Origin of the sequence: Saccharopolyspora sp. NPDC002686, from assembly GCF_040295745.1 — a bacterium.
GTDB lineage: Bacteria > Actinomycetota > Actinomycetes > Mycobacteriales > Pseudonocardiaceae > Saccharopolyspora > Saccharopolyspora oryzae.
Window position 1 is genome coordinate 1 of record NZ_JBEOVY010000024.1, and the last position, 21799, is coordinate 21799.

Sequence of the window (21799 nt, forward strand, 5' to 3'; positions counted from 1 at the left end):
CCACCGGCGACGTGCGGCTCCGGCCCGCCGCACGCCCGCGCCAGCTCGCGGGCGAGATCGCCGATGGTGTGCGGCTCGCCGGAGCAGATGTTCAGCGCGTCCAACTCGCCCGGCGGCGGCTCGGCCTCCACCGCGGCGACGTTCGCCGCCGCGACATCGCTGACGTGAACGAAGTCCCGCCGCTGGCGGCCGTCTTCCAGGACCACCGGAGCTTCACCTCGGTGCAGGGCCGAGCGGAATAGCGACGCCACACCGGCGTACGGGGTCCCGCTGGGCATCCACGGGCCGTAGACGTTGTGGTAGCGCAGTGCCCATGTGCCGCCACCGGTCTGCCTGGCCCACGCGGCGGCGAGGTGTTCCTGGGCCAGCTTCGTCGCCGCGTAGGTGCTGCGCGGATCGAGGTCGGCGTCTTCCGGGACCAGCTCGGGCTCCAGCGGTGTCGCGCAGTCCGGACATCTCGGCTCGAACCGGCCGGCAGCCAGATCCTCGGCCTGCCGCGGCGCCGGTTTGACGAACGCGTGCTGGGGGCAGCGGTAACGCCCTTCGCCGTAGACGACCATCGAGGACGCCAGCACCAGGCGGCGCACCCCGGTCGCGTGCATGGCGGCGAGCAGCACCGCCGTCCCGTAGTCGTTGTGCGACGCGTAGTCGGGCATGTCGGACGGATCGAGGCCGTGCCCGACCATCGCCGCTTGGTGGCACACGACGTCGACGTCCCGGAGCACTTCGCGGAGCAGCTCGGGATCGCGCACATCGCCGCGCACCAGCGGATGGCGCGAAGGCCGGTCCTCCCCGTGCGCCTGCGGAAGGAACGCGTCCAGCAGGACGACGTCGTGGCCCCTCGCGGCCAACGCGTCGGCGGCCGCCGATCCGATGAACCCGGCACCGCCGGTGACCAGAACTCGCACGCCACGACCGTACGAGCGACCAGCCCGATCCGGCTGTCCGAGCGGTCGGCCGTAAGCAATCCACAAGGTCTTGCCGTTGTCTTACGAATCGTCGTCATGACTGGCCCAGCCCGCTTTCGGGCCGTCGAATGGAGCCATGACCCCTGTCCCCATCCCGCGGATGCGCGCAGCCGTGGTCGGGCTGTTCGCCACCGCCGCCGCGCTCGGCTCCGGGCACCTGGTCGCGGGCATCACCGGCACCCGCACCTCACCGCTCGTGGCCGTCGGCAACTCGGTGATCTACCTGACGCCGGAGCCGGTGAAGGAGTTCGCCATCGCCGCGTTCGGCACCGGCGACAAGACGGCGCTGATGGTGGGCATGACGCTCGTGATCGCGCTGCTCGCCGTCTGCGCCGGGCTGCTGTCCCGACGGCGCGCGTGGCCCGGGGCCACCTTGATCGCGGTTTTCGGGCTGGTCGGCGTGAGCGCGGCGGTGGCCAGCTCGGACGGCGGCCTGGCCGCGGCGCTGACCTCGCTGGTTGTCGGCGTGGTCGTGTTCTGGTGGCTGCACCACGTCGCCGGGATGGCCTCGACGGGCCTGGACTCCGATCGGCGGCGGTTCCTGATCACCACCGGGATCACGCTGGTCGGGGCCGGTGTCGCCGGTCTGGCGGGCAGTTTCCTCCAGAACGCGACCGGGGTGTCGACCTCGCGGCGAACCGCCGCCGCGAGGATCCCGGAAGTTCCGTCCCCACCCGTCCCGCGAGGCGCCGACTTCGCGTCCTCCGGCACCCCGACCTTCCTCACCGCGAACCGCGACTTCTACCGGATCGACACCGCGCTGACCGTTCCGCAGCTCCGCGCGGAGGACTGGCAGCTGCGGCTGCACGGCATGGTGCAGCGCGAGCTCGTACTGAGCTTCGACGACCTGCTCCGGCGCAGGCTGGAAGCCCGGCAGATCACGCTCACCTGCGTCTCCAACCAGGTCGGCGGGAACCTGATCTCCACCGCGACGTTCACCGGGGTGCCGGTGCGCGACCTGCTGCTCGAAGCCGGGGTGCGGCCCGGGGCGCAGCAGCTGTTCACCACCAGCGTCGACGGCTACACCGCGGGCACTCCGCTCGACGTGCTGCTCGAACCCGACCGGGGCGCGCTGCTGGCGGTCGAGATGAACGGCGAGCCGCTGCCCGCCGAGCACGGCTTCCCGGTCCGGATGGTCGTGCCGGGCCTGTACGGCTACGTTTCGGCGACCAAGTGGCTGGTGGACGCCGAGGTGACGACCTTCGACCGGCCCCACTACTGGGAACGGCGCGGTTGGGCGCGGCAGGCACCGATCAAGACGGAGTCCCGCATCGATCGGCCGCAGCCCGGGCCGCCGGTGCCCGCGGGGGCGGTCACGGTCGCCGGGATCGCCTGGGCGCAGCACACCGGGATCGACCGGGTCGAGGTCCGCGCCGACGGCGGATCGTGGCAGGTCGCCGAACTCGCCGTCGACGTCAGCCGGGACACCTGGCGGATGTGGCGGGCCGTGCTGCAACTCCCGCCCGGGGAGCACGTGATCGAATGCCGCGCCACCGACCGGACCGGGCAGACGCAGACCCCGCGGCGGCAGGGCGTGGTGCCCGACGGCGCGACCGGGTGGCATTCGGTCCGGATCACGTGCCGGTGAGCGGGCACCACGTCACAGGTGTCCTGCTGGACTTCGCACGACCAGGCCGTAGATGACCATCACCGACAGGGCGATGACCAGGACCGACCACAGCGGGAACGCGGTGAGGAACACCAGGTGCCCGATGGCGCAGAGCGCGGCGAGGTCGATGCCGATGAAGCGGGCCCAGCCCCGGCCGTACACCGCGCCGATGCCGACGGCCACCTGCACCAGGCCGAAGACGACCCAGATCCAGCCCCAGACCGGGTAGTTGAACACCAGCAGCCGGGTGGGGGCGACCAGGAAGTACCCGGGGCGGACCAGCGCGGTGACGCCGGTGATGATGTTGAAGATCCCCAGCAGCCCCAGCATCGAGCCGGCGAAGGCGAGCCATCCGGTCGGGGCCCCGGCGGGCGGCGAGCCGGCCAGCGCCCAAGTGCTGTGCGCCGTCCCGGCGCGCTGCTCGGTCCGCCCTGCGCTCGGTTCGGACGTCATGGCTCCCTCCCATCGCTCGTGCAACAGGAGTGCCCGCAGCGGGCGAGGTTCAAAAGTCGACGGCGGTGAGTTCGTGCAGCAGTGCGACGGTGCGCCGCGCGGCGGGGTGGTCGGCGATCGACTTCTTCACCGCGACGTTGATCCGGCGCATCGGCGCCGGCGCCACCACGGGGACCGCGGTCAGCCCGGCGGGCAGGTTCCCGATGCCCAGGCGCGGGATCACCGTGATGCCGATTCCCGTTGCCACGAACGGGATCGCGGTCTGGTAGTCGCGGGTCTCCACTGCGAACCGCGGCGCGTACCCCGCCTCGGCGCACGCTTCCAGGAGCACCTGCCGGCACGCTCCGGCGGCGAAGTCGTTGTCCACCCAGTGCCTTTCGGCCAGTTCGGCCAGCGGCACCTCCTCGCGCCCGGCGAGCGGGTCGTCGTCGCGGACGACCACCAGGTACGGGTCGTCGGTGAGGTGGCGCACCTCCACGTGCGGCGGGTGCTCGGTGCCGGGCCGCTCGACGAAGATGTCGATGTCCGGATCGGACGGATCGTGCTCGGTCAGCCGCAGTTCCAGCCGCAGTTCGGGGAATTCGGCGCGCAGCGCGGCGACGATCGAGGGCAGCCAGGTCGCCCCGGCGGTGCTGAAGTAGCCGATCGACAGGCTGCCGATGCGTCCGGCGCGCAGGTCGCCGACCACGCCTTCGAGTCGGCTGACCGCGGCGAACAGCGGCTCGGCTTCGGCCGCGAGGGTCTGGCCCGCGGTGGTCGGTTCGATCCCGCGACCGACCCGTTCGAACAGCTGCAGGCCGGTCTCGCGCTGGAGCGAGGCGAGCTGCTGGCTCACCGCGGACGGCGTGTAGCCGAGCGCGTCAGCGCTCGCACGGATCGATCCGGTGGCGACGACCGCCCGGAGCACGCGCAGTCTTGGCAGGTCAAGCACACCCAGAATCGTACAGCACTGCTTAATCTTTCGGTAGAAATAATCACTTGTCCTTTCGTTTTGGCTTGGTAACGATAATTGTCGTGACCGAACAGACCCAGACCCTGCAACCCGCTCCCGCCACCGACGAGCGCAACCGGGCCGCTGCCGCCGCCCTCGTGACCGTGCTGCTGTGGGCGTCGTCCTTCGTGGCGATCCGAAGCATCGGGCAGTCGCTGTCCCCCGCACCCATGGCGCTGCTGCGCCTCGCGGTCGCGGCGACCGCGCTCACCGTCCTGGTGCTGATCCGGTTCCGCGGCCGCCCGCCGGTGCCGAAGTCGCGCCGGACCCTGGTGCTCGTCGCGGTGTACTCGGTGCTCTGGCTGGCCGCTTACACGGTGGTGCTCAACACCGCCGAACTGCACATCGACGCGGGAACGGCCGCGCTGCTGGTGAACATCGCACCGCTGCTGGTCGCGTTCGGCGCCGGGCTGTTCCTGGGCGAGGGCTACTCGAAGGTGCTGATCGCCGGTTCGCTGGTCGCCCTGGGCGGGCTCTCGATCATCGCGTTCGGCTCGGCCGGGAACCGCGACGGGATGGGTGTGGTGCTGTGCCTGGTCGCCGCCGTCCTGTACGCGGCGGGCGTGCTGCTCCAGAAGGTCGCGCTGCGCGGCATCGACGGGCTGATCGCGATCTGGCTCGGCTGCGTGGTCGCGACCGCGGTTCTCCTGCCGTGGACCCCGCAGCTGCTGGACGAGCTCCAGACCGCTCCGCTCGACGCCGTCCTCAGCACTGTCTACTTGGGACTGTTCCCGACCGCTGTCGGCTTCACCACCTGGTCCTACGCCCTGCGCCGGATGAACGCGGGCCGGCTCACCGCCTCGACCTACGCGGTCCCAGCGGTCTCGACCGGGCTGTCCTGGCTGCTGCTGAGCGAAGTTCCGACGACCTACGCCCTGCTCGGCGGCGTGATCTGCCTCATCGGCGTCGCGATCTCCCGCCGCGCTCCCCGCACCACCTGATCCGCCGTCACCCGGGGCCCGCCTCAATTCCTCGCGGAGGTGGCGCGACCCCGGGTGACGCGGCCGGACGCTGCCTCGGAAACGCCGGACGAGAGGCGGTCAGCCAGCTCCCGCCGACGACGACCAAGCCCGGATCGACGTGACGCAGCCGCTCAGAAGTCCACGGCTGAGCGGTCGTCGATGCGCAGCACCGATTCCTGCGCGAAGCGCTTGGTGTACTCGGAGCGGATCTGCTCGATCTTCGGGTCGCTGTCCTGGTACTCGGCGACCGGGTAGAGCAGGACCAGCTCGAAGGAGCGCTCCTTCTCCACCACGCCGTTGTCGTCGCGGTACTGGCCGTAACCGTCCTGCACCGTGAGCCCCGCCGGGAACAGCGGCGTGACGACCTCGTCGACGAAGGAGTGGAACTGCTCGTCGGTGACCGGAGCTCCGCCGTCGGGACGCACGGTGCCGAACATCAGGCTGGTCTCGACGTACGGCGTGCCCCGTCCGCTCTGCACCGGAGCCTCGTCGCCGAACGCGCCGTAGGCGGCGGGCGCGGCCGCTCCGATCAGGGCGGAGGCCAGAACTGCCGTGGTCAGGCGCCACGGTCGCATGATCGTCTTCTTCACGCCAGGAACAGTAAGCCCACCGCAGCCCGGGAAAATTTCTGCGGTCGCCGCTGTAGACATGCTCGCTTGACCCTGTTAGGGTATCTCTCCACAGACGGAGAGCACTAACGCGCCATCATCGACGAATCGGCGCCGCGAGTGATGAAAGTGGAGCTGTATTGGCAGGTCCCTGGGGGCAACCGGCCGGTTGCCCCCAGGGAGCGAAAAAGGGTAAGTCCGCAATCCGTACGCGAGTGAGAAGGGGGTCGTCGAGTCATTGTTTTCCCCGCCGCCCCACTCCCGGTGTTCGTGGATGGATGAGCGGCCTGAGTAGTGAGTAATTACCTCCTCGCGGCCCCCGGTGCACCAGTGGTGCGCCGGGGGCCTTGTTGAGGGGTGAGGGAGCGGTATTGAACGAGGATCGGCACGGCGCCGACGCGAAGTTCGACGACGAGGATTACCCCGCCTACACGATGGGGCGGGCTGCGGAGATGCTGGAGGTGACCCAGCCGTTCCTGCGGTCGCTGGAAGAGGCCGGCCTCATCGATCCGCAGCGTTCGGCCGGGGGGCACCGGCGCTACTCGCGGCGGCAACTGCGGCGGGCCCAACGCGCCCGCGAACTCATCGACCAAGGCACTCCGGTTGCTGCGGCGTGCCGGATCATCACCCTCGAGGACCAGCTCGCCGAGCACACCGGCCCGCCGGAGAAATGAGGAGAAGTGCCTGTGCGTGCCCGACTGGCCGCCGCGTGGCTGTCCGCGGCGTTGGTGGCCTACTTCGTGGTGACCGCGCCTGTTGAGGCCGCTGATCTGACCCGCGCAGTGCTGGACGGACTCGCCGCCGCAGCCCACAGCGGCATGGTCTTCCTGAACAACCTCGCCACATGACAGACCCCCGGCGCTCCCAGGTGGGAGAGCCGGGGGTCTGCTCGCCGCGTCAAGAGGTGGCGGTTGTGATGGGCAGGAGGAGCCAGACCGTGATGTGGTGGCAGATCGCCGCTGCGGTGACGGCGGTGTGGAAGACCTCGTGGTAGCCGAACGTGCTCGGCCACGGGTCGGGCCACCGGGTGGCGTAGCTGAGGGCGCCGAGGGTGTAGAGGACGCCACCCGCCAGCAGCAGCACCAGTCCCGCGACACCGGCGGTGCGCAGCAGGTCGCCGAGGACGAACACCGCGACCCAGCCGAGAGCGATGTAGAGCGGGACACCGACCCAGCGCGGCGCGTGGGGCCAGGCGAGTTTGAGCAGCATGCCGCCAAGCGCTCCGGCCCACACCACGCCCAGCACGATGCGCGCGGTGTCCTGGGGCAGGGCCAGCAGGCTGATCGGAGTGTAGGTGCCTGCGATCAGCAGGAAGATCATCGAGTGATCCAGCCGCCGCATCCAGGTGCGAGCACGTTCGGAGCGCCACGTGATGAGGTGGTAGACGGCACTGACACCGAACAGGCCGAGCACCCCGGCCATGTAGAGCGCCACGGCCACGGTTGTCGTCGGCCGGCCGGTCGTGGCGGCCAGGGTGATCAGCACGGTGCCGGATGCGGAGAACCCGATCACGCTGGCCAGGTGAATCCACCCTCGCATCCAGGGTTTGACCGAAGCGTAGGCGCGACGCGTCGTCAGAACTTCGCTCATGCCACCAGGGTACGAATGTTCGTGCTGCGCAGGGCTTATGCGTTCGACCGCTGACCTCCGGGCTCGTCGGCGGTAAACGGGGCGCGGAGGGGGCGCAGAGTCTCCTCGTCCTGATCTGTGCGCCGAGGCTGGGGGGCTGGGGTGGTGCGGGGCGTGCTGGGCTCGAGGAACGCCACCGGCGCCACCGGCCTCCGATCGCGGGGTGGGCGCGGGTCGTGGCGCGGGAGAGCCCCGCGCCGGTCAACCTGCGCGGAGCCGCTCCGAGGCCCGTTGCCGGGGCGGAGGGAGGTGGAAAGGTTCACAGGAAGGTCCTTTCGGGAAGGCTCATGCCCACGGGCGCAGCCTTTTTCGGCTTCACGTTCAGCGGGCAGGTAGTGGGGTGGTCAGTCGGCGTCGGTGACGAACACGCGTCCTCCGCCGTATGCGGCGAGCTGGTGGTGGGCGCGGGCGATCGCGTCGTGTTCGGTGCCTGCGATGCGCGCGGTGTGCTGGCCTTCGGCATCGGTGATCTGCCAGGCGTCATCGGACAACGTCCGCGCGACGTGGCGGGAGTGCCGCATCAGGCCATCACCGCCGCGGTGTGCTGCCGAGGCGCAGGCGTCGCGGCCGTGGTGGTCGCGAACTCGGCGCGGGGGCTGCGGCCCGGGAGTGCGCTCACTCCGGCCGCATGCAGCACGCGAAGCACCCGGGGCGCCGCGTTGATGATGTGGAGGGGGATGTGCCGATGGGCCGCGTAGGTGCGTGCAGCGACCAGGAGGTCGAGCCCGGCGGTATCGATGGTGCTGGCCAGGGCCAGGTCCACGAGCGTGTCCGGTGGTCCGGTCAGCAGGTGCGGCCAGAGCCACTCGGCGAGCAGGGTGACACCGTCGCCAGCGAGGTCACCATCCACTGTGAACACTGTGGGCAGGGTCGTGATCAGGCTGTAGTTAGCCCGCATCGGGCTCCAATGCACGTCGAAGGATCCTGTGACCTGGCGCAACGCAGAGAGTCGCCGCTGCAGGACCGCAGGCAGAAACAAGGCTCGGCTCCGGGAACCCGGCCCGCGCAAACGCGCTCGGCTCAACCGGAAGAGAGAAAACTGGTGTTGCAGCAGGCTGCGGCCAGCCGTTTCGTTGCGCGCCCAGTGGCGGGCAGCGTCGTCACGGCGGAGAGCGTGCTGCTGGACTAGATCGGTTCGGCCCGCCTCCACCGCACCGCAAATGGCGGGTGCGGGAGCGATGCCGGGTGAAACCGTAGTCCCCGGCCCGCACACGAGGTGCGGGCCGGGAAGAAACTCAGCGGAGTCTCAGACCGCGCGCACGAGGTCGGCCTGCGGGCCCTTGGGACCCTGGCTGACCTCGTAGGTCACCTGCTGGTCCTCGTCCAGGCTGCGGAAGCCGCCGGCGTCGATGGCCGAGTAGTGCACGAAGACGTCAGGGCCGCCGTCGTCCGGGGCGATGAAGCCGAAGCCCTTTTCCGAGTTGAACCACTTCACGGTTCCGTTGGTCATGTCAGTCTCCTTCGGGAGCTGGGGTATCACGGGCACCCACACCGTGCGGAGGCCCGGGCCGGGGGATCTCAGACGGCGGCTCACTCCAGCTGCAAACCAAAGAAAGAAGCTCGCCCGCATCAACATCCTGCGAGCATGCACAAAACACGAACCCAGAAATACAACGACCACCACTCACCCTACACGCCCCGCGTGCCGTCAACACCCGGGGCGCACCGGTGGACTCACTCAGCACCCGGCTCCGGGGCGGCATCAGGTGCCGCCGAGGGCCGCGAAGCGCCAGCGCACGACTCCGCCGCCGGGGCAGGCGCATCGTGGCTTGGACCGCGCACCACGAGGTCCCTGCGGCACTCCGCCGGGCGGCCTTCACCTACCACGGCCGCTGAACAGCGCGGACCGGCCCCAGAACCCGACCTCAGGTCCACCGCGCTACCGGCCGCCCGAATTCCCGCGATCGGGCAACCGCACCCGGCCGATAGGATGATCACCGTGGCGCTGGAGTGGAACGACCTGCTGATCGGCGCGCCCGGCGAGCGGTGGCGAACCACCCCGACCACCCGGCGCGTGCTGGTGGTCGTGCACAACGTCACCGCGGCCACCCGACTGCTCGACGTGGTGCCGCTCTGGGCCGGCGACCTTCGCGTCCAGACCGCGTTCACCTGCATCGGATCGAGCGCGTTCACCACCGGCACCACCGAATTCCTCGCCGAGCGCGGCATCGCACCGATCGACTGGGCGCAGGCGGTGCGCGGCGAATTCGACCTCGCCGTCTCGGCGAGCTACGGCGGACCGCTGCACGAGGTCAACGCGCCGTTGATCGTCCTTCCCCACGGAATGGGCTACAATAAATTTCTAGAATCCCGGAGAATCCCGGAGAATCCCGGAGAATCCCGGAGAATCCCGGAGAATCCCGGAGAATCCCGGAGAATCCCGGAGAATCCGGTCTTCGGTCTTTCCGATGCGTGGTTGTTGCACGAGGGCGAGGTAGTTCCCTCCGTCGCGGTCATGTCGCACCGCGAGCAGCTCGACCGCCTCTCGCGGTACTGCCCGGCAGCCGTTCCGATCGCGCTGGTCGCGGGTGATCCCTGCTTCGACCGGATGCTGGCCAGCCGCCCGCTGCGGGATTCCTACCGCAACCGGCTGGGCATCCACCCCGACCAGCGCTGCGTCGTGGTCTCCTCCACCTGGGGCGGTCCTTCGCTGTTCGGCCGGCACCCGTCGCTGGTGCTTGACCTCGCCCGTCAGTTGCCGCTGGACGAGTACCGCGTCGTGGTGGCGCTGCACCCGAACATCTGGCACGGGCATTCGCCCTGGCAGGTGCGGATGTGGCTGGCCGAGTGCGCCCGGGCCGGTGTCGTGGTCCTGCCGCCGGAAGAGGGCTGGCGGGCCGGGCTGGTCGCGGCCGACGTCACCGTCGGCGACCACGGTTCGGTGACGTTCTACTCGGCCGCGCTGGGCACCCCGGTCCTGCTGGCGACCTGGCCCGAGGAGACCGTCGACCCGGCTTCCCCGATCGCCGCACTGCTGCGAACCGCACCCCGCCTGGACCCGAGCGTCGCACTGAAAGAGCAGGTCAACGCAGCGATCGACGGCCATTCACCGGAGAAGTACGCCCCCATCACCGAGCTCGCGACCTCCGAGCCCGGCCGCTCAGCGGCGTTGCTGCGCGCTGAGATCTACACCCGCCTGGACTTGGCAGAACCAGCGACGCCCGCGGATTCCGCCGCCGTCCCGCTGCCGGCATTCGAGCCCGTCGGCGCCGGCAGCCAGCTGGTCCAGGTCCAGCTGACCGCGCAGACGGCAGAAGTGACCCGTTTCCCGGCCGCGGCGCTCGACGAACCTTCCTCCGGTGGCGTGCTCGTGGCCTGCGCCGACGAACCGGACCGGCGGTGGCTGGAACTCGCGGAAGTGCTCGTCCACGACGACCGCTACGACGACCCGCTGCGCTGGATCCGCGCTTCGCTGTCCCGCCTGCCCGGCTGCCTGCTCGCAGCGACGCGCGACCGCGCGGGCCAGTGGATCATCGGTGGCACCGATCTGCCCGCAGTGCGCCTCCGGGGCGCCGACGACCTCGGTCCGGTGTGCGCCGCCGTCCTGCACGCCTGGCTCTGCTCCGGCCGGAAGCCGCACGATCTGCCCGATCAGCTCCGAATCCGCTTGGGATCGCGCGAGGAACTCGTCCAGCTGTCCACTCAGGACTGATCGAGCCGGACCTGCACCTGCTCGCCCAGCTCGGCGAAACCACGCGTCCGGCACACCGCAGCGGCACCCAGGAAGTGCTCCCGCGCCGCCTCCCCATCACCGGCGGCCAACGCGTTGTCCCCGAGACCGACCAGGACCTGCGCCCGGTCGAAGTGCTTCCCGTGCTCGGTCATGTACTCCAACGCGGCACGCAGGTCAGCGTTCGCGTCGTCGTAGCGCGCCAGCTCGGTGCGCCGACGTCCCCGCCACATCCGCGTCTTCGCCGCGTTGTAGGGCTCGGACGCGAACGCGGCGAGCGCCTGGTTCAGCAGCTCCTCGCCGCGCTGGGGCTCGGCAACCGAACCGAGGTGCATCCGTGCCAACGCCAATCGCCGCGGATCGTCCAGCCGCTCGGCCATCACCAGGTTCCGCTCCAGAACGGGGCGCGCTCCCCCGCGGTCACCCTGATCGCGCAAGCTGATGCCCAGCGATTCCACAGCGGTGGCGGTCAAATCGTCGCGTTCGACCGCGCGAGCCTTCTCCTCGCCTCCGGCGAACAGCTCGGCGGCCTTGTCGGACTCCCCTCGCGCACGGAAGGCGAATCCGCGCTGGATCAGGGCGAGCCCCGCGGCGAAGGTCAGCTCGCGGTGGGTCGCGACCTCGACCGCATGGCGGTTGATCACGTCCATGTCGTCGACGTGCTTGCCCTGCTCTTGGAAGGGCCACAACGCGACCGCCAGCTGGCAGACCAGCTCCGATCCGGCGGCGTGCAGCTCACCCGCAACCGCCTGGACGTTGACCCGCTCGGCCTCCAGCCACGCCCAGGCCTCGTCGGGCCCGATCGGCTCCGGCTGGAAACCCGGCCACAACGCCTCCATCCATCCGCGCTTCGGCTGCACCGCATGCCCCGCCGAAAGGGCCCGGCGGACGTAGAACGCGATGAACCGGTCGTTCACCTCGGTGATGGCGCCGGCGAGGAGACGCGCGTGGTCGCGGACGAGCGCATGGGCGGAGTAGCGGTCGTCGCCCACCTCCCGAATCAGGTGCGCGGAAACCAGCTGGTCGAGCGCGTCCTGCAGGTCGAACTCGTCGAGCCGGACGGCTTCGGCCAATGCCACCGAGCCGACCTCGCCGACGCCGGGGTGCTGGCCGAACGCCTCGTAGACCAGGCGCGCCTGTTCATCGAGGCGCCCGACGGCGGTGTTGAACACCGCCTCGACCGACAGGTCGTGGTCGCGGGACAGCGCGGCGAGGCGGCGTCTTTCGTTCGACAGCTCACGCACCAAGCGCGCCACCGGTCGTTCTGGGCGTCCCGCGAGCTCGGATCCGGCAACGCACAGGGCGATCGTCTGCCCGGCGCAGCGCTCGATCAGTTCGTCGACCGGTCCCGGTTCGTCCGCCAGGTCGCGCGCATCGCCGACGATGCGGCACAGCAGCTTCCGGGCGGACTCCTTCGACAGCGGTTCGAGCGGGACGAACTCGGCCCCGGCACGCGCCCGCAGCGAGATCAGCGAACGAGCGGCGGTGACCAGCACGGCCGAATTCCCGGCCCCGGGCAGCAGCGGCAGCACCTGCGCTGCGGTGACTGCGCCGTTCACCACCAACACCAGCCGCTTGCCGGTGGTCCACGAGCGCCACAGGTTCGAGCGCCCGCCCAGATCCGCCGGGATCTCCTCGGGCGAGTAGCCGACGCCGAGCAGGCACTGCAGCAGCGCCTCGCCCACCAGCCCGGTTTCGTCGGTCCCGGCCTCGAGCGGAGCATAAAAAGCGCCGTCGGGGAAAGCTGCGCGGTGCTGGTGAACCCACTGGTGAGCGGTCTCGCTCTTGCCGCTGCCCGGTGCTCCCTCCAGCACCACGACCTTCGGCGCCTGGTGCTCTGCTTCCTCGTCGGGTCGCAGGTACTTGCTGGTGTCCTTGAGCTGCCGCTCGTTGTTGGTGAAGAACTTGGTGGGCGGCGGGACCTGGTTCGGCGACGGCCTGGGCGACTTCGGTGCGTGGAAGTGGACGTCGCCGTGGATGTCGCGCGCCTGCACGACGTTCTCCGATTCGCCGTCGAAGTGGTTTCCGCCGACGTCGTGCCCGGTCATCCCCCAGCTCCCCTCGCACCGAAGATCACCGGGCCAGCGTAACGCTTCGTGTCGGGCGCGATCCGGCAAGTCATCGAACTCGCAGCGGCGGGATCAGGTGTCGATGGCGGCGAGGAACTGCTCGATGCTGGTGGCCAGCGCGACCGGGGTTTCGTCGATCGCGTAGTGGCCGGCGTTGCTCAAGGTGTCCAGCGCGCAGTTCGGGTAGTGCTGCTGGAAGGTCGCCTGCATGGTCGCCGCGCCCAGCGCGGGGTCGTGCTCGCCGACGATCACCTTCACCGGCACCGGGTTGTCCTGGACCTCGGCGTGGAAGTCCGCCTTCGCCCACGCCACCAGGTAGTCGCCGAACGCTTGCCGGTCGGAATGCTCCAGGGAGTGGCGCACGGTCGCGTCCAGCCACACACCGGTCAGCCGGTTGCCGGTGGTCAGGTCGATGATGGCGCGCCGGTTACCGGTCTCCTCGACCGCGCCGGTGAACAGCGCCCAGCCCTGGTCGTCGAACGGAACACCGCTGGCAGGAACCGGGGAGATCCCGACCATCGCCCGCACCCGCTGCGGCGCATCGGCCAGCACGCGCTGCATCACCGCGCCGCCCATCGAGTGGCCGATCAGCGAGAACCGGTCGAAGCCCAGCTCGTCGGCGAGCGCCAGCACGTCCTGCGCGGCTTCTTCCAAGGTGTGCGCGCCCGGCTCGTCGATGCGTTCGCCGTAGCCGCGGTAGTCCGGGAACACGTACCGGAACCGGCTGCCGTCGAGGTGCGGGTGCAGCGGCCGCCAGGCCGCGCCCGAACCGAACCAGCCGTGCAACGCGATGACCGGGTGCTGCCCAGCACCGATTTCCTCTGGCACGCGAGACCTCCTAGATCGACTCGCGCCCCAGCATGGCGGACCGGTCAACCCCGCGCACCGACCTCGATCCGGCACCACCTGATCAGCCGCCGCTTCGCCCGGGCAGGTTCCGCCCCGGCCGCTCGGCGTACATTTGTTTGGTGCGCACCGACCGCCCGCGCACGCTGACTCGCACAACGTTCGGCGTCCCGGCCCGGCCGGTACGGCAGCACCTAGAAGGTTGATCGATTGGCTTCCCCCACGACTCGTCCGAAGCGCACCGCACGGCCGGATCGCGACAGGACCGCACGTCGATCGACCGGAGCGCTGCACTGGCTGCTGCGGGTGCTCGCGACCGTCGCGGCCGGGTTCGCCCTCTACGCCGGGGCACCGCCCCGGGAGCTGTGGTGGCTGGCGCCCCTCGCCTTCGCCGTCTTCGCCGGAGTGGTCCGCGGCCGACGCGCTCGCGCCGGGTTCGGCTACGGCCTGCTGTTCGGGTTCGCGTTCCTGCTGCCGCTGCTGGGCTGGTTGCAGGACTTCCTCGGCGCCGACTTCGGTCCGTGGCCGTGGGTGGGCGTGGCAGGCGTCGAGGCGCTGTTCCTCGGTCTCGCCGGTGCCGGGATGGCGCGCGTCAGCCGGCTGCCCGGCGGACCGGTGTGGATGGCGGCGGTGCTCGTCACCTCCGAGGTGCTGCGCTCCATCGTGCCGTTCGGCGGCTTCCCCTGGGGTCGGCTGGCCTTCACCCAGGACACCGGGCTGCTGCTGCCGCTGGCCGCGCTCGGAGGCAGCGCGCTGGTGTCGTTCGCGGTCGCGCTGATCGGCGGCGGCCTGGCGGAGCTGGTGCACCGGCGGCACGAGCGGCGCCGCTGGGTCGCGCCGCTGGCCGCGGTGCTGGTGCCGATCCTCGGTGGCGTGGTGATGCTGCCGTTCATCGGCACCGACGCCAACGCCGGAACCGCGCGGGTCGCGCTCATCCAGGGCAACGCGCCCAACGTCGGGCTCGGGCTGCTCTACGAGGACGACGTGCTGAGGGCCAACCACATCAAGGGCGCGCAGCAGCTCGTCGCCGACGTGCAGGCAGGACGGGTGCCGCAGCCGGACTTCGTCGTGCTGCCGGAGCAGGTCGGCAGCTGGGGGCCCAGCCGGACCGACCCGAACCTGTCCGCCATCGCCGAGCAGCTCGGCGTCCCGCTGGTCGTGGGCGGGCTCGGCACCGACGCCGACGGCAAGCCCCGCAACCAGATCGTCCAGTGGGACCCGGCCACCGGCGCCGGCGACCGCTACGTCAAGCAGCACCTGGTGCCCTTCGCCGAGACGATCCCGATGCGCTCGGTGGCGCGCCTGGTCAGCCCGTTCGTGGACCGCTTCCCGCGGGACATGGTGCCCGGCGACCAGCCCGGCGTGCTCAAGGTCGGCGACATCAAGGTGGGCGTGGGCATCTGCTACGACGTCGCCTACGACGACGTGTTCACCGGCGCCGCCCAGCAGGGAGCGACCGTGCTCGCCCTGCCCACCAACAACGCCTGGTACGGCCACTCCGAGATGAGCTACCAGCAGCTCGCGATGGCCCGGCTGCGCGCCGTCGAGCACGGGCGCGCCGTGCTGGTCGCCTCGACCAGCGGGGTCAGCGCCGTGGTGCAGCCGGACGGGACGGTCAGCCAGCAGACCCAGCAGTTCACCGCGCAGAATCTGATCGCCGAGGTGCCGCTGCGCTCGACGCAGACCGCGGCCACCACCCTGGGGTCCGCACCGACGTGGGCGGCAGTGGTGCTGGCGGTGGGCTCGCTGCTGTTCAGCTGGTGGCGACCCCGGCGCAGCGCCGAAGGCTGAGGCGCGGTTGCAGGATGACCGCGCACTCGGCCAGCTGAAACCCGAAACAACACCCGAAACGCACGGCCGGTCCGCGCGACCGGCTAGGAGGACTTGGATGTCGACCCGGCGAACCCCCGACGGTGGTGCCGACGCGGTGCTGGTGGTGATCCCCACCTACAACGAGCGGGACAACCTGGAGCCGATCGTGCGACGGCTGTTCGCCGCAGTTCCCGCGGCGAACGTGCTGGTCGTCGACGACGGCAGCCCGGACGGCACCGGCGAGGTCGCCGACCGGCTGGCCGCCGACGACGAGCGGCTGCACGTGCTGCACCGCACCGAGAAGGCCGGCCTGGGCGCGGCCTACGTGGCCGGGTTCGACTGGGCGCTGGCCCGCGACTACGACGCGATCATCGAGATGGACGCGGACGGCTCGCACTCCCCGGAGGACCTGCCCCGGCTGATCGGCATGATCGGGCCGGACGGCACCGGAGCCGACGTGGTGCTGGGGTCGCGCTACGTGACCGGCGGGCGGACGGTGAACTGGCCCTGGTACCGGGCGCTGCTGTCCCGCGGCGCGAACACCTACTCGAAGCTGGCGCTGGGGGTGTCGATCAACGACATCACCTCGGGCTTCCGGGTGTACCGGCGGGAGGTGCTGGAGACGGTCCGGCTGCACGACGTCGCCTCGCAGGGCTACTGCTTCCAGGTGGACCTCGCCTGGCGGGCCGTCGAGGCCGGGTTCGTGGTGGTGGAAGCGCCGATCACCTTCGTGGAGCGCGAGATCGGCAATTCGAAGATGGACGCCGAAGTCGTCCGCGAAGCACTGGTGCGGGTCACCAAGTGGGGCCTGCGCCGCCGCGGCCACCAAGCAACCGAGGCCCTGCGATCACTGCGCCGCTGAGCGCCTGGCTCCGGTCTCGTTCTGTCTTTGAAACGCCGCCAGGCGTTTAGCCCACCCTCGGCGCTTGCACCGCCGCGGGTTCTCAGCGTTCGCCTGGCGAGGACGGCCCAGCCGCCGTGTATTGGCACACATAAGGGTTGGCACCCGCAGTCCAGGCGGGCGCTGAGGTTCCGCCACCCGCACCGCCACGCAAAAGGAGCCCGGACACAGTCATCGGAAACACGTCAAAGCGCCTGGGATTGGCTCCCAGGCGCTTTTTCAGTGTGCTTCCCTACTGGCCGCGGCGGGCGCGCAGCAGGTCCAGGCGCTCGTTGAGCAGCTCCTCGAGCTCCGGGATGGTGCGACGCTCCAGGAGCATGTCCCAGTGGGTGCGCGGCGGCTTGGCCTTCTTCTGCTCCGGCTCGTTGCCGTCGATGATCTTCGACTCGCTGCCGTGCAGACGGCACTCCCAAGTCGGCGGCACCTCGGCGTCGTCGGAGAACGGCACCTCGAACTCGTGGTTCTTGGGGCAGGCGTAGCGCACCGTCCGGCGCGGTGCGAGGTCGTGGTTGCGATCGGTCTCGTAGCTCACTGCTCCGAGCCGGCTGCCACGCAGAACGCGGTCGGCCATGACGGTTCCTTTCACTTCGGCCCGGGGCCGAGCCCGAGCGGTTGTGCTCACCGTGTGCAACGACGGGAGGCCCGCCGTCTGTTCCCGGTGTGGTGCTTCTGGTTGCCGTCGGTGACGTTGTTCACCCGTCAACGACAGCCTTCTCCCTAGAGATGCAGTCGGTCCGCGTTCGTGACGCGTTATCCCACTGGCAATCTATAGGTGCGTTCGAACGGGTGATAGTGCCAGATGGTGAGTCACTATGGCTAAACCAGGTCCAGGGAAAACGTCGAGAGTGGGACATAGATCACGCCCCGGACGGGTAAGGCTCACGGAAAAGAAGTAACGGAATGTAGCCATACTGTGTGCACTTCTTTCACAACGCTGCGTACTGGCATATTCCGAACATGCCGCTGTTACCCAGCCCACCCATCACCAGCTTGGAGCAACGGGCCCGGAATGGCAGAGCGAGTGCGGAGAGTCACACTTCAGGCACAACCCGCAGCCACGGACACATCCCGTTTCGGGTGGCGGCGACTCGCACCGCCACCCGCGAACGTCCGCTCAGAGCACCTTCGGCGCCGGGTTGCCGACCGCTTCGATGGCCCGTCGAACCGGCACCAAGGCGACCAGCACCAGGCCGAGGGCGAAGAACACCACCAGCGAGATGATGGCCAGTCGGAACGAACCGGTGGCCTGCCCGACCCCGGCGAACACCAGCGGGCCCATCCACGAGGTCGAGCGCTCCCCCACCTCGTAGAGCGAGAAGTACTCGCCTTCCCGGCCGGGCGGCACCATCTGGCTGAACAGCGAACGGGACAGCGCGTTCGTCCCGCCGAGCACCAGGCCGATGCCCACTGCCAGGCCGTAGAACTGGTTCGCCTGCCCGGCCTGCACGAAGTAGGCCGCGATGACCACGACCAGCCAGATCGCCAGGCTGATCAGGATCGTCTTCTTGGCACCGATGTACTTGGCCAGCCAGCCGTGCAGCATGCCGCCGACGAAGGCGATGAACTGCACGATCAGCACGGTGACGATCAGCGCGTCCTGCGGCAGCTTCAGCTCCAGGTTGCCGTACTGCGGCGCGACCTGGACGACGGTGGCGATGCCGTCGGTGAAGATCCAGTAGGCACCCAGGAACGCCAGGGTCAGCGGGTAGTGCTTGGCCTCCAGCAGGGTGTTCTTCAACTGCTTGAAGCCCTCCAGGACGGTCGAGCCCGCACGCGGCGCGTCCTCCGCCGGCTCGCCGCCACCGCGCAACGCCGTCAGCGGCAGCAGCGTGAACACCGCCCACCACACGCCCGAGGACAGGAAGACCAGGCGCACCGCACCGTCCGCGTCCATGCCGAACGAGTCGTGGAACAGGTAGATCACCAGGTGCAGGGCCAGCGCGACCCCGGCACCGAGGTAGCCGAACGCCCATCCCTTGGTGGAGACCATGTCCCGCTCATCGGCGTTGGCGATCTCCGGCAGGAACGAGTAGTAGACGACCACCGAGGCGCCGAAGCAGATGTTGCCGATGATGAACAGCACCACGCCCAGCTGCCAGTTCTCCCCGCCGACCAGCGCCAGCAGCGCGGTGGTCGCAGCGCCGCCGAAGGCCAGCACGCCGAGCATCAGCCGCTTGTTGCGGGCCCGGTCCGCGATCGCGCCGGTGATCGGCAGGACCAGCACCTGCACGACGGTGGCCACCGACAGCAGGTAGCCCCACAGCGATCCCGCCGGGAAGCTCAGCCCGGCGATCGAGATGTCGCAGTCCACCAGCGCGTTGCCCGCCGGGCACGGGTTCGGGCCGTTGCGGCTGGTGTCCGCCTGGGCCGCCGCGGTGGCCACCGAGGTGAGGTAGAGCGAGAGGAAGACCGTCGAGACCGATGTCGGGAACACCGAGTTTGCCCAGTCGTACCAGCACCAGCCACGTTGCTCCCGACGCCGCTGCGCGGCGTCCGGTGCCACGTCGCTGCCCATCACGCTCATCCGTTCGGTCCTCCGAAGCCAACATCACTCGATTGGGGGTAACCGGACCTTACTGGCTCAGCCGAACACGGTGGAGGCCCGAGCGGGGACAATGCGTAGTTGTACTCACCCGCCGATCTCGGACCGCGGGTCCCCGTACCGCTCGCGCAGCACGTCGTTGAGCACGTCGGGACGGTCCGTGACCAGTCCGTCCACCCCGGCCTCGAGCAGCCGGAGCATCTCGGCGGGGTCGTCGACGGTCCAGACGTGCACCTCGATCCCCCAGCGGTGCGCTTGGCGGACGAACTTGCGGTCGATCACGCGCAGGCCGCCGAACTCCTGCGGCACCTGCGCCGCGCTCCCGGCGACCAGCGAGCGCAGCGGCCAACCGCCCCACTTCGAGCCGAGCCACAGCAGTCCCGCGGACCGCTTCCCGGTCGAGGTCAGGAGTCGCGGGCCCGCAGCGCGGCGCAGCTGGCTCAACCGGTGCTCGGCGAAGGACGCCAGGCACACGCGGTCCCAAGCGTTGTGCTCGCGCAGGGTGCGCAGCACCGGCTCGACCGCCGAGTCGTCCTTGACGTCGATGTTGAAGAACGTGTCCGGCAGCTCCTCCAGCGCCGCGTCCAGCGAGCACACCGGCTCCCGGCCGCCGATCCGCGCGGTGCGCACCGCTGACCACGGCAACCGCCGGATCGTGCCGCGCCCGTCGGTGGTGCGCTCCAGGGTCTCGTCGTGGTTGACCACCACGACGCCGTCGGCGGTCGCGTGGACGTCGGTCTCGATGTAGCGGAAGCCCTCTTCGGCGGCGCGGCGGAACGCGCTCAGCGAGTTCTCCAGGTCGTGCAGCTCCCCGAGGTGCCATCCGCGGTGCGCGAACGCACGGGGCCGGGGACCGAGCAGGAAAGGATGCGTCACGCCGCACAACTCTGCCCGATCGGCGTGCCGCCATCGCGCAGGCGGGGCCCTTGACTAACGTGATCGATCGTGGATATCTCGGCCCAGCCCACCCGTCGGCAACGGCAAGTCCGGCATTGCGCCTGGTGCGGACGACGCGTTCCGGAAGCAGGCCGGCAGGGCCGTCCACGCATGTACTGCGCGCAGTCCTGCAGGCAGCGCGCCTACGAGCGCCGCACCGCGGTGCAGCGCGGCGGCCTGCCGGAGGACGCGGTGGTGCTCTCGGCCGCGGAGCTGGCCGACCTGCAGGACCGGTTGTTCCAGCTGCGCTGCGCGGCCGAGGACGTGGTGACCGCGGTCGACGACGCCGCTGACCACGGTGAGCTGCGCAAACTGGGGCGCAGGTGGTGGACGTGGCCGTCGAGCTGGAGCGGCTGCGCTGAGGAGCTGTCGGCGAATGCCGTCCGCGTCCCACCCGCAGTCCTATGAACCGCTCAGGTTCCGCTGAGCGACCAGATGAGCAGAACGACCAGCAACGGGCTCTGGGGCGAACGGAGGATTGTGCGGGACGTCGGAGGTGACCAGGATGAGTTGGTCCCCAGCGGTGACGAGGTGTCGACCGTGCCCGCACGCCCCGTGGTCCGCGGCCTGCGCCGCGTCGACCTGATCAGCTCCGACCCGGTGGCCTCGGCGGTCCGCTGCCGGGCGCTGCTCGACTGGACGCCGGAACCGACCGGCCGCGGCTTCGACTGCTGGGTGGGCGACCGCCGCTGCACCAGGATCCGCAAGCCCCGCGCGGGCGAGCAGCCCGGTTGGCACCCGGTGTTCGCCGGGAAGGTCCCGGCCTGCGCGCTGACCGGCCCGGACGACGCGATGGCGCTGGTCGCCAGGGGCCGCGCCCAGCACGGTCCGTGGGCTCCGCCGCCCCGCCCGGGCGAGCCGCGCTGGATCGAGCTGGTCGCCAGCGATCCCGAGCGCGCTGACGCGTTCTGGTCCGAGACGCTGAACTTGGCGGTGCACCCGGAGCCGCACGGCGCGAACTACCTCATCGCCGACCGCCCGCTGGCGTCCCGGACGGACCGGCTCAGCTCGGCGGGCTGGGGCTGGCTGTGCTTCTTCGCGGTGGACGACCTCGATGCGGCGGAAGGCCGGGTCGAGGCGGTGGGCAGCAAGGTCGCCGACCGCCTCGACCACCCGCTGCTGGGCGATGCGCTGCTGGTCACCGACCCGAACGGGGCGACGTTCGGCCTGGTCACCGGCGAGACCTGGGGCTGACGAACACCGTCAGCTGGTGACCCTGGCGCGGATCCCGTCCAGCACCAGCTCGAGGCCGCGCTCGAAGTCGGCCGGTCCCCCGGGCGCCCGGTCGATCGCGCCCGCGCTCGCCGCCTGCAGCGCCAGCTGCTCCTCCGTGGTGTGGCCGAAGACGAGGTGCAGGATCGCCCGGGTGCCGACGTCGACCAGGTCGTCGGGCAGGCCGCCGTCGCGCAGCGCCTCCCGCAGCCGGTCTGCGGGTTCACCGGCGCCGAGCCCGAAGGTGTGCGCGGTGACGACCACCTCGGCGCCGTCGCGGTAGGCGAGCATCGCGTCCCGCAGCTCCCGGCAGACCTCGACCACTCGCTCGTCCCACCGGGTGGCCCGGCGGGGGCGGCGGCCCCTGGCCAGGATCTCGTCGGCGACCGCGGCCAGCAGCGTCTGCTTGTTCGGCACGTGGTGGTAGAGCGCGCTCGGTTGCACGCCGAGGTCGGTGGCCAGCCGGCGCATCGACAGCGACTCCAGCCCGTACTCGTCGAGGACCGCGATCGCGCGGGCCACGACGTCGTTGCGGTGATAGCGCACGCAGAACCTCCCGTTGACCGACCGACTCCCCGAGTTTAACCTGAA

22 protein-coding genes and 1 pseudogene are annotated in these 21799 nt (G+C 70.4%); 9 read left to right on the top strand and 14 right to left on the bottom strand.

Translation table 11 applies throughout. The features are described 5' to 3' along the window. On the bottom strand, positions 1-908 hold a 908-nt coding region (locus tag ABTZ89_RS05370), incomplete at its 3' end, for an NAD-dependent epimerase/dehydratase family protein (protein ID WP_351040503.1). A gap of 136 nt (positions 909-1044) precedes the next feature. On the opposite strand from ABTZ89_RS05370, the gene ABTZ89_RS05375 reads away from it, so the two are divergent. Further along, positions 1045-2556, top strand: coding sequence for a molybdopterin-dependent oxidoreductase (locus tag ABTZ89_RS05375; protein WP_351040506.1), 1512 nt, complete (start codon positions 1045-1047; stop codon positions 2554-2556). Positions 2557-2568: 12 nt separating this feature from the next. On the opposite strand, the gene ABTZ89_RS05380 is transcribed toward ABTZ89_RS05375, so the two are convergent. Both ABTZ89_RS05380 and ABTZ89_RS05385 read right to left on the bottom strand, forming a co-directional pair. Beyond that, positions 2569-3030, bottom strand: a complete 462-nt coding sequence (locus ABTZ89_RS05380; RefSeq protein ID WP_351040509.1) for a DUF7144 family membrane protein — start codon at positions 3028-3030, stop codon at positions 2569-2571. Between the two features lie 49 nt (positions 3031-3079). Continuing rightward, on the bottom strand, positions 3080-3961 hold the full coding sequence (locus ABTZ89_RS05385) for a LysR family transcriptional regulator (RefSeq protein WP_351040512.1): 882 nt from the start codon (positions 3959-3961) through the stop codon (positions 3080-3082). 83 nt (positions 3962-4044) lie between these two features. On the opposite strand from ABTZ89_RS05385, the gene ABTZ89_RS05390 reads away from it, so the two are divergent. Further along, positions 4045-4962, top strand: a complete 918-nt coding sequence (locus ABTZ89_RS05390) for a DMT family transporter (protein WP_351040515.1) — start codon at positions 4045-4047, stop codon at positions 4960-4962. 152 nt (positions 4963-5114) lie between these two features. Here ABTZ89_RS05390 and ABTZ89_RS05395 read toward each other — a convergent pair whose 3' ends face one another. Next, positions 5115-5573, bottom strand: coding sequence for a DUF3574 domain-containing protein (locus ABTZ89_RS05395; RefSeq protein WP_351040518.1), 459 nt, complete (start codon positions 5571-5573; stop codon positions 5115-5117). A 389-nt stretch (positions 5574-5962) separates the two neighbouring features. Here ABTZ89_RS05395 and ABTZ89_RS05400 point away from each other — a divergent pair, with 389 nt between their 5' ends. After that, on the top strand, positions 5963-6265 hold the full coding sequence (locus tag ABTZ89_RS05400) for a MerR family transcriptional regulator (protein ID WP_270952606.1): 303 nt from the start codon (positions 5963-5965) through the stop codon (positions 6263-6265). A 12-nt stretch (positions 6266-6277) separates the two neighbouring features. Continuing rightward, entirely contained in the window at positions 6278-6439 is a 162-nt protein-coding gene (locus ABTZ89_RS05405) for a hypothetical protein (RefSeq protein WP_270952604.1), read from the top strand. 49 nt (positions 6440-6488) lie between these two features. Here the strand turns inward: ABTZ89_RS05405 and trhA are convergent, their stop codons facing one another. The 4 genes from trhA to ABTZ89_RS05425 form a co-directional block, all read right to left on the bottom strand. Then, on the bottom strand, positions 6489-7181 hold the full coding sequence (gene trhA, locus ABTZ89_RS05410; RefSeq protein ID WP_351040522.1) for a PAQR family membrane homeostasis protein TrhA: 693 nt from the start codon (positions 7179-7181) through the stop codon (positions 6489-6491). 383 nt (positions 7182-7564) lie between these two features. Beyond that, entirely contained in the window at positions 7565-7741 is a 177-nt protein-coding gene (locus ABTZ89_RS05415) for a hypothetical protein (RefSeq protein WP_351040525.1), read from the bottom strand. Then, positions 7741-8118, bottom strand: coding sequence for an STAS domain-containing protein (locus ABTZ89_RS05420; RefSeq protein ID WP_351040527.1), 378 nt, complete (start codon positions 8116-8118; stop codon positions 7741-7743). Before ABTZ89_RS05420 ends, ABTZ89_RS05415 begins: the two co-directional genes overlap by 1 nt. A gap of 348 nt (positions 8119-8466) precedes the next feature. Continuing rightward, entirely contained in the window at positions 8467-8670 is a 204-nt protein-coding gene (locus tag ABTZ89_RS05425; protein WP_270952600.1) for a cold-shock protein, read from the bottom strand. 489 nt (positions 8671-9159) lie between these two features. Between ABTZ89_RS05425 and ABTZ89_RS05430 the strand changes: the two genes are divergently transcribed. After that, positions 9160-10872: a hypothetical protein gene (locus ABTZ89_RS05430; RefSeq protein WP_351040531.1), complete on the top strand. Its 1713-nt coding sequence runs from the start codon at positions 9160-9162 to the stop codon at positions 10870-10872. Here ABTZ89_RS05430 and ABTZ89_RS05435 read toward each other — a convergent pair. Both ABTZ89_RS05435 and ABTZ89_RS05440 read right to left on the bottom strand, forming a co-directional pair. Next, positions 10863-12938: a tetratricopeptide repeat protein gene (locus ABTZ89_RS05435; RefSeq protein ID WP_351040534.1), complete on the bottom strand. Its 2076-nt coding sequence runs from the start codon at positions 12936-12938 to the stop codon at positions 10863-10865. The genes ABTZ89_RS05430 and ABTZ89_RS05435 overlap by 10 nt on opposite strands. A gap of 93 nt (positions 12939-13031) precedes the next feature. Then, complete coding sequence (locus tag ABTZ89_RS05440) at positions 13032-13787, bottom strand: alpha/beta fold hydrolase (RefSeq protein ID WP_270953629.1); 756 nt, start codon at positions 13785-13787, stop codon at positions 13032-13034. 228 nt (positions 13788-14015) lie between these two features. On the opposite strand from ABTZ89_RS05440, the gene lnt reads away from it, so the two are divergent. Together lnt and ABTZ89_RS05450 are read left to right on the top strand one after the other, a co-directional pair. Next, positions 14016-15596: an apolipoprotein N-acyltransferase gene (gene lnt / locus ABTZ89_RS05445; protein WP_351040536.1), complete on the top strand. Its 1581-nt coding sequence runs from the start codon at positions 14016-14018 to the stop codon at positions 15594-15596. 97 nt (positions 15597-15693) lie between these two features. Next, positions 15694-16479 (top strand): polyprenol monophosphomannose synthase, encoded by a 786-nt coding sequence (locus tag ABTZ89_RS05450; RefSeq protein ID WP_270953627.1) that lies wholly within the window; start codon positions 15694-15696, stop codon positions 16477-16479. Positions 16480-16750: 271 nt separating this feature from the next. On the opposite strand, the gene ABTZ89_RS05455 is transcribed toward ABTZ89_RS05450, so the two are convergent. From ABTZ89_RS05455 to ABTZ89_RS05465, 3 genes are all read right to left on the bottom strand, one after another. Beyond that, on the bottom strand, positions 16751-17089 hold the full coding sequence (locus tag ABTZ89_RS05455) for an RNA polymerase-binding protein RbpA (protein WP_270953625.1): 339 nt from the start codon (positions 17087-17089) through the stop codon (positions 16751-16753). Positions 17090-17632: 543 nt separating this feature from the next. Next, positions 17633-19042, bottom strand: coding sequence for an MFS transporter (locus ABTZ89_RS05460; protein WP_351040540.1), 1410 nt, complete (start codon positions 19040-19042; stop codon positions 17633-17635). Positions 19043-19147: 105 nt separating this feature from the next. After that, positions 19148-19936, bottom strand: a complete 789-nt coding sequence (locus ABTZ89_RS05465) for a glycerophosphodiester phosphodiesterase family protein (RefSeq protein ID WP_270953623.1) — start codon at positions 19934-19936, stop codon at positions 19148-19150. A 66-nt stretch (positions 19937-20002) separates the two neighbouring features. Between ABTZ89_RS05465 and ABTZ89_RS05470 the strand changes: the two are divergent. Together ABTZ89_RS05470 and ABTZ89_RS05475 are read left to right on the top strand one after the other, a co-directional pair. Continuing rightward, positions 20003-20358: pseudogene (locus tag ABTZ89_RS05470) on the top strand (hypothetical protein). Positions 20359-20536: 178 nt separating this feature from the next. Next, positions 20537-21190: a VOC family protein gene (locus ABTZ89_RS05475; protein WP_351040543.1), complete on the top strand. Its 654-nt coding sequence runs from the start codon at positions 20537-20539 to the stop codon at positions 21188-21190. A gap of 9 nt (positions 21191-21199) precedes the next feature. On the opposite strand, the gene ABTZ89_RS05480 is transcribed toward ABTZ89_RS05475, so the two are convergent. After that, positions 21200-21754: a TetR/AcrR family transcriptional regulator C-terminal domain-containing protein gene (locus ABTZ89_RS05480; RefSeq protein WP_351040546.1), complete on the bottom strand. Its 555-nt coding sequence runs from the start codon at positions 21752-21754 to the stop codon at positions 21200-21202. Positions 21755-21799: the final 45 nt, after the last annotated feature.

Excerpts from the sequence above, each read along its gene's own strand:
- ABTZ89_RS05375 (WP_351040506.1), top strand. The coding sequence starts at position 1,045 with ATGACCCCTGTCCCCATCCCGCGGATGCGCGCAGCCGTGGTCGGGCTG.
- ABTZ89_RS05380 (WP_351040509.1), bottom strand. The coding sequence starts at position 3,030 with ATGACGTCCGAACCGAGCGCAGGGCGGACCGAGCAGCGCGCCGGGACG.
- trhA (WP_351040522.1), bottom strand. The coding sequence starts at position 7,181 with ATGAGCGAAGTTCTGACGACGCGTCGCGCCTACGCTTCGGTCAAACCC.
- ABTZ89_RS05415 (WP_351040525.1), bottom strand. The coding sequence starts at position 7,741 with ATGCGGCACTCCCGCCACGTCGCGCGGACGTTGTCCGATGACGCCTGG.
- ABTZ89_RS05420 (WP_351040527.1), bottom strand. The coding sequence starts at position 8,118 with ATGCGGGCTAACTACAGCCTGATCACGACCCTGCCCACAGTGTTCACA.
- ABTZ89_RS05425 (WP_270952600.1), bottom strand. The coding sequence starts at position 8,670 with ATGACCAACGGAACCGTGAAGTGGTTCAACTCGGAAAAGGGCTTCGGC.
- ABTZ89_RS05435 (WP_351040534.1), bottom strand. The coding sequence starts at position 12,938 with ATGACCGGGCACGACGTCGGCGGAAACCACTTCGACGGCGAATCGGAG.
- ABTZ89_RS05450 (WP_270953627.1), top strand. The coding sequence starts at position 15,694 with ATGTCGACCCGGCGAACCCCCGACGGTGGTGCCGACGCGGTGCTGGTG.
- ABTZ89_RS05455 (WP_270953625.1), bottom strand. The coding sequence starts at position 17,089 with ATGGCCGACCGCGTTCTGCGTGGCAGCCGGCTCGGAGCAGTGAGCTAC.
- ABTZ89_RS05460 (WP_351040540.1), bottom strand. The coding sequence starts at position 19,042 with ATGAGCGTGATGGGCAGCGACGTGGCACCGGACGCCGCGCAGCGGCGT.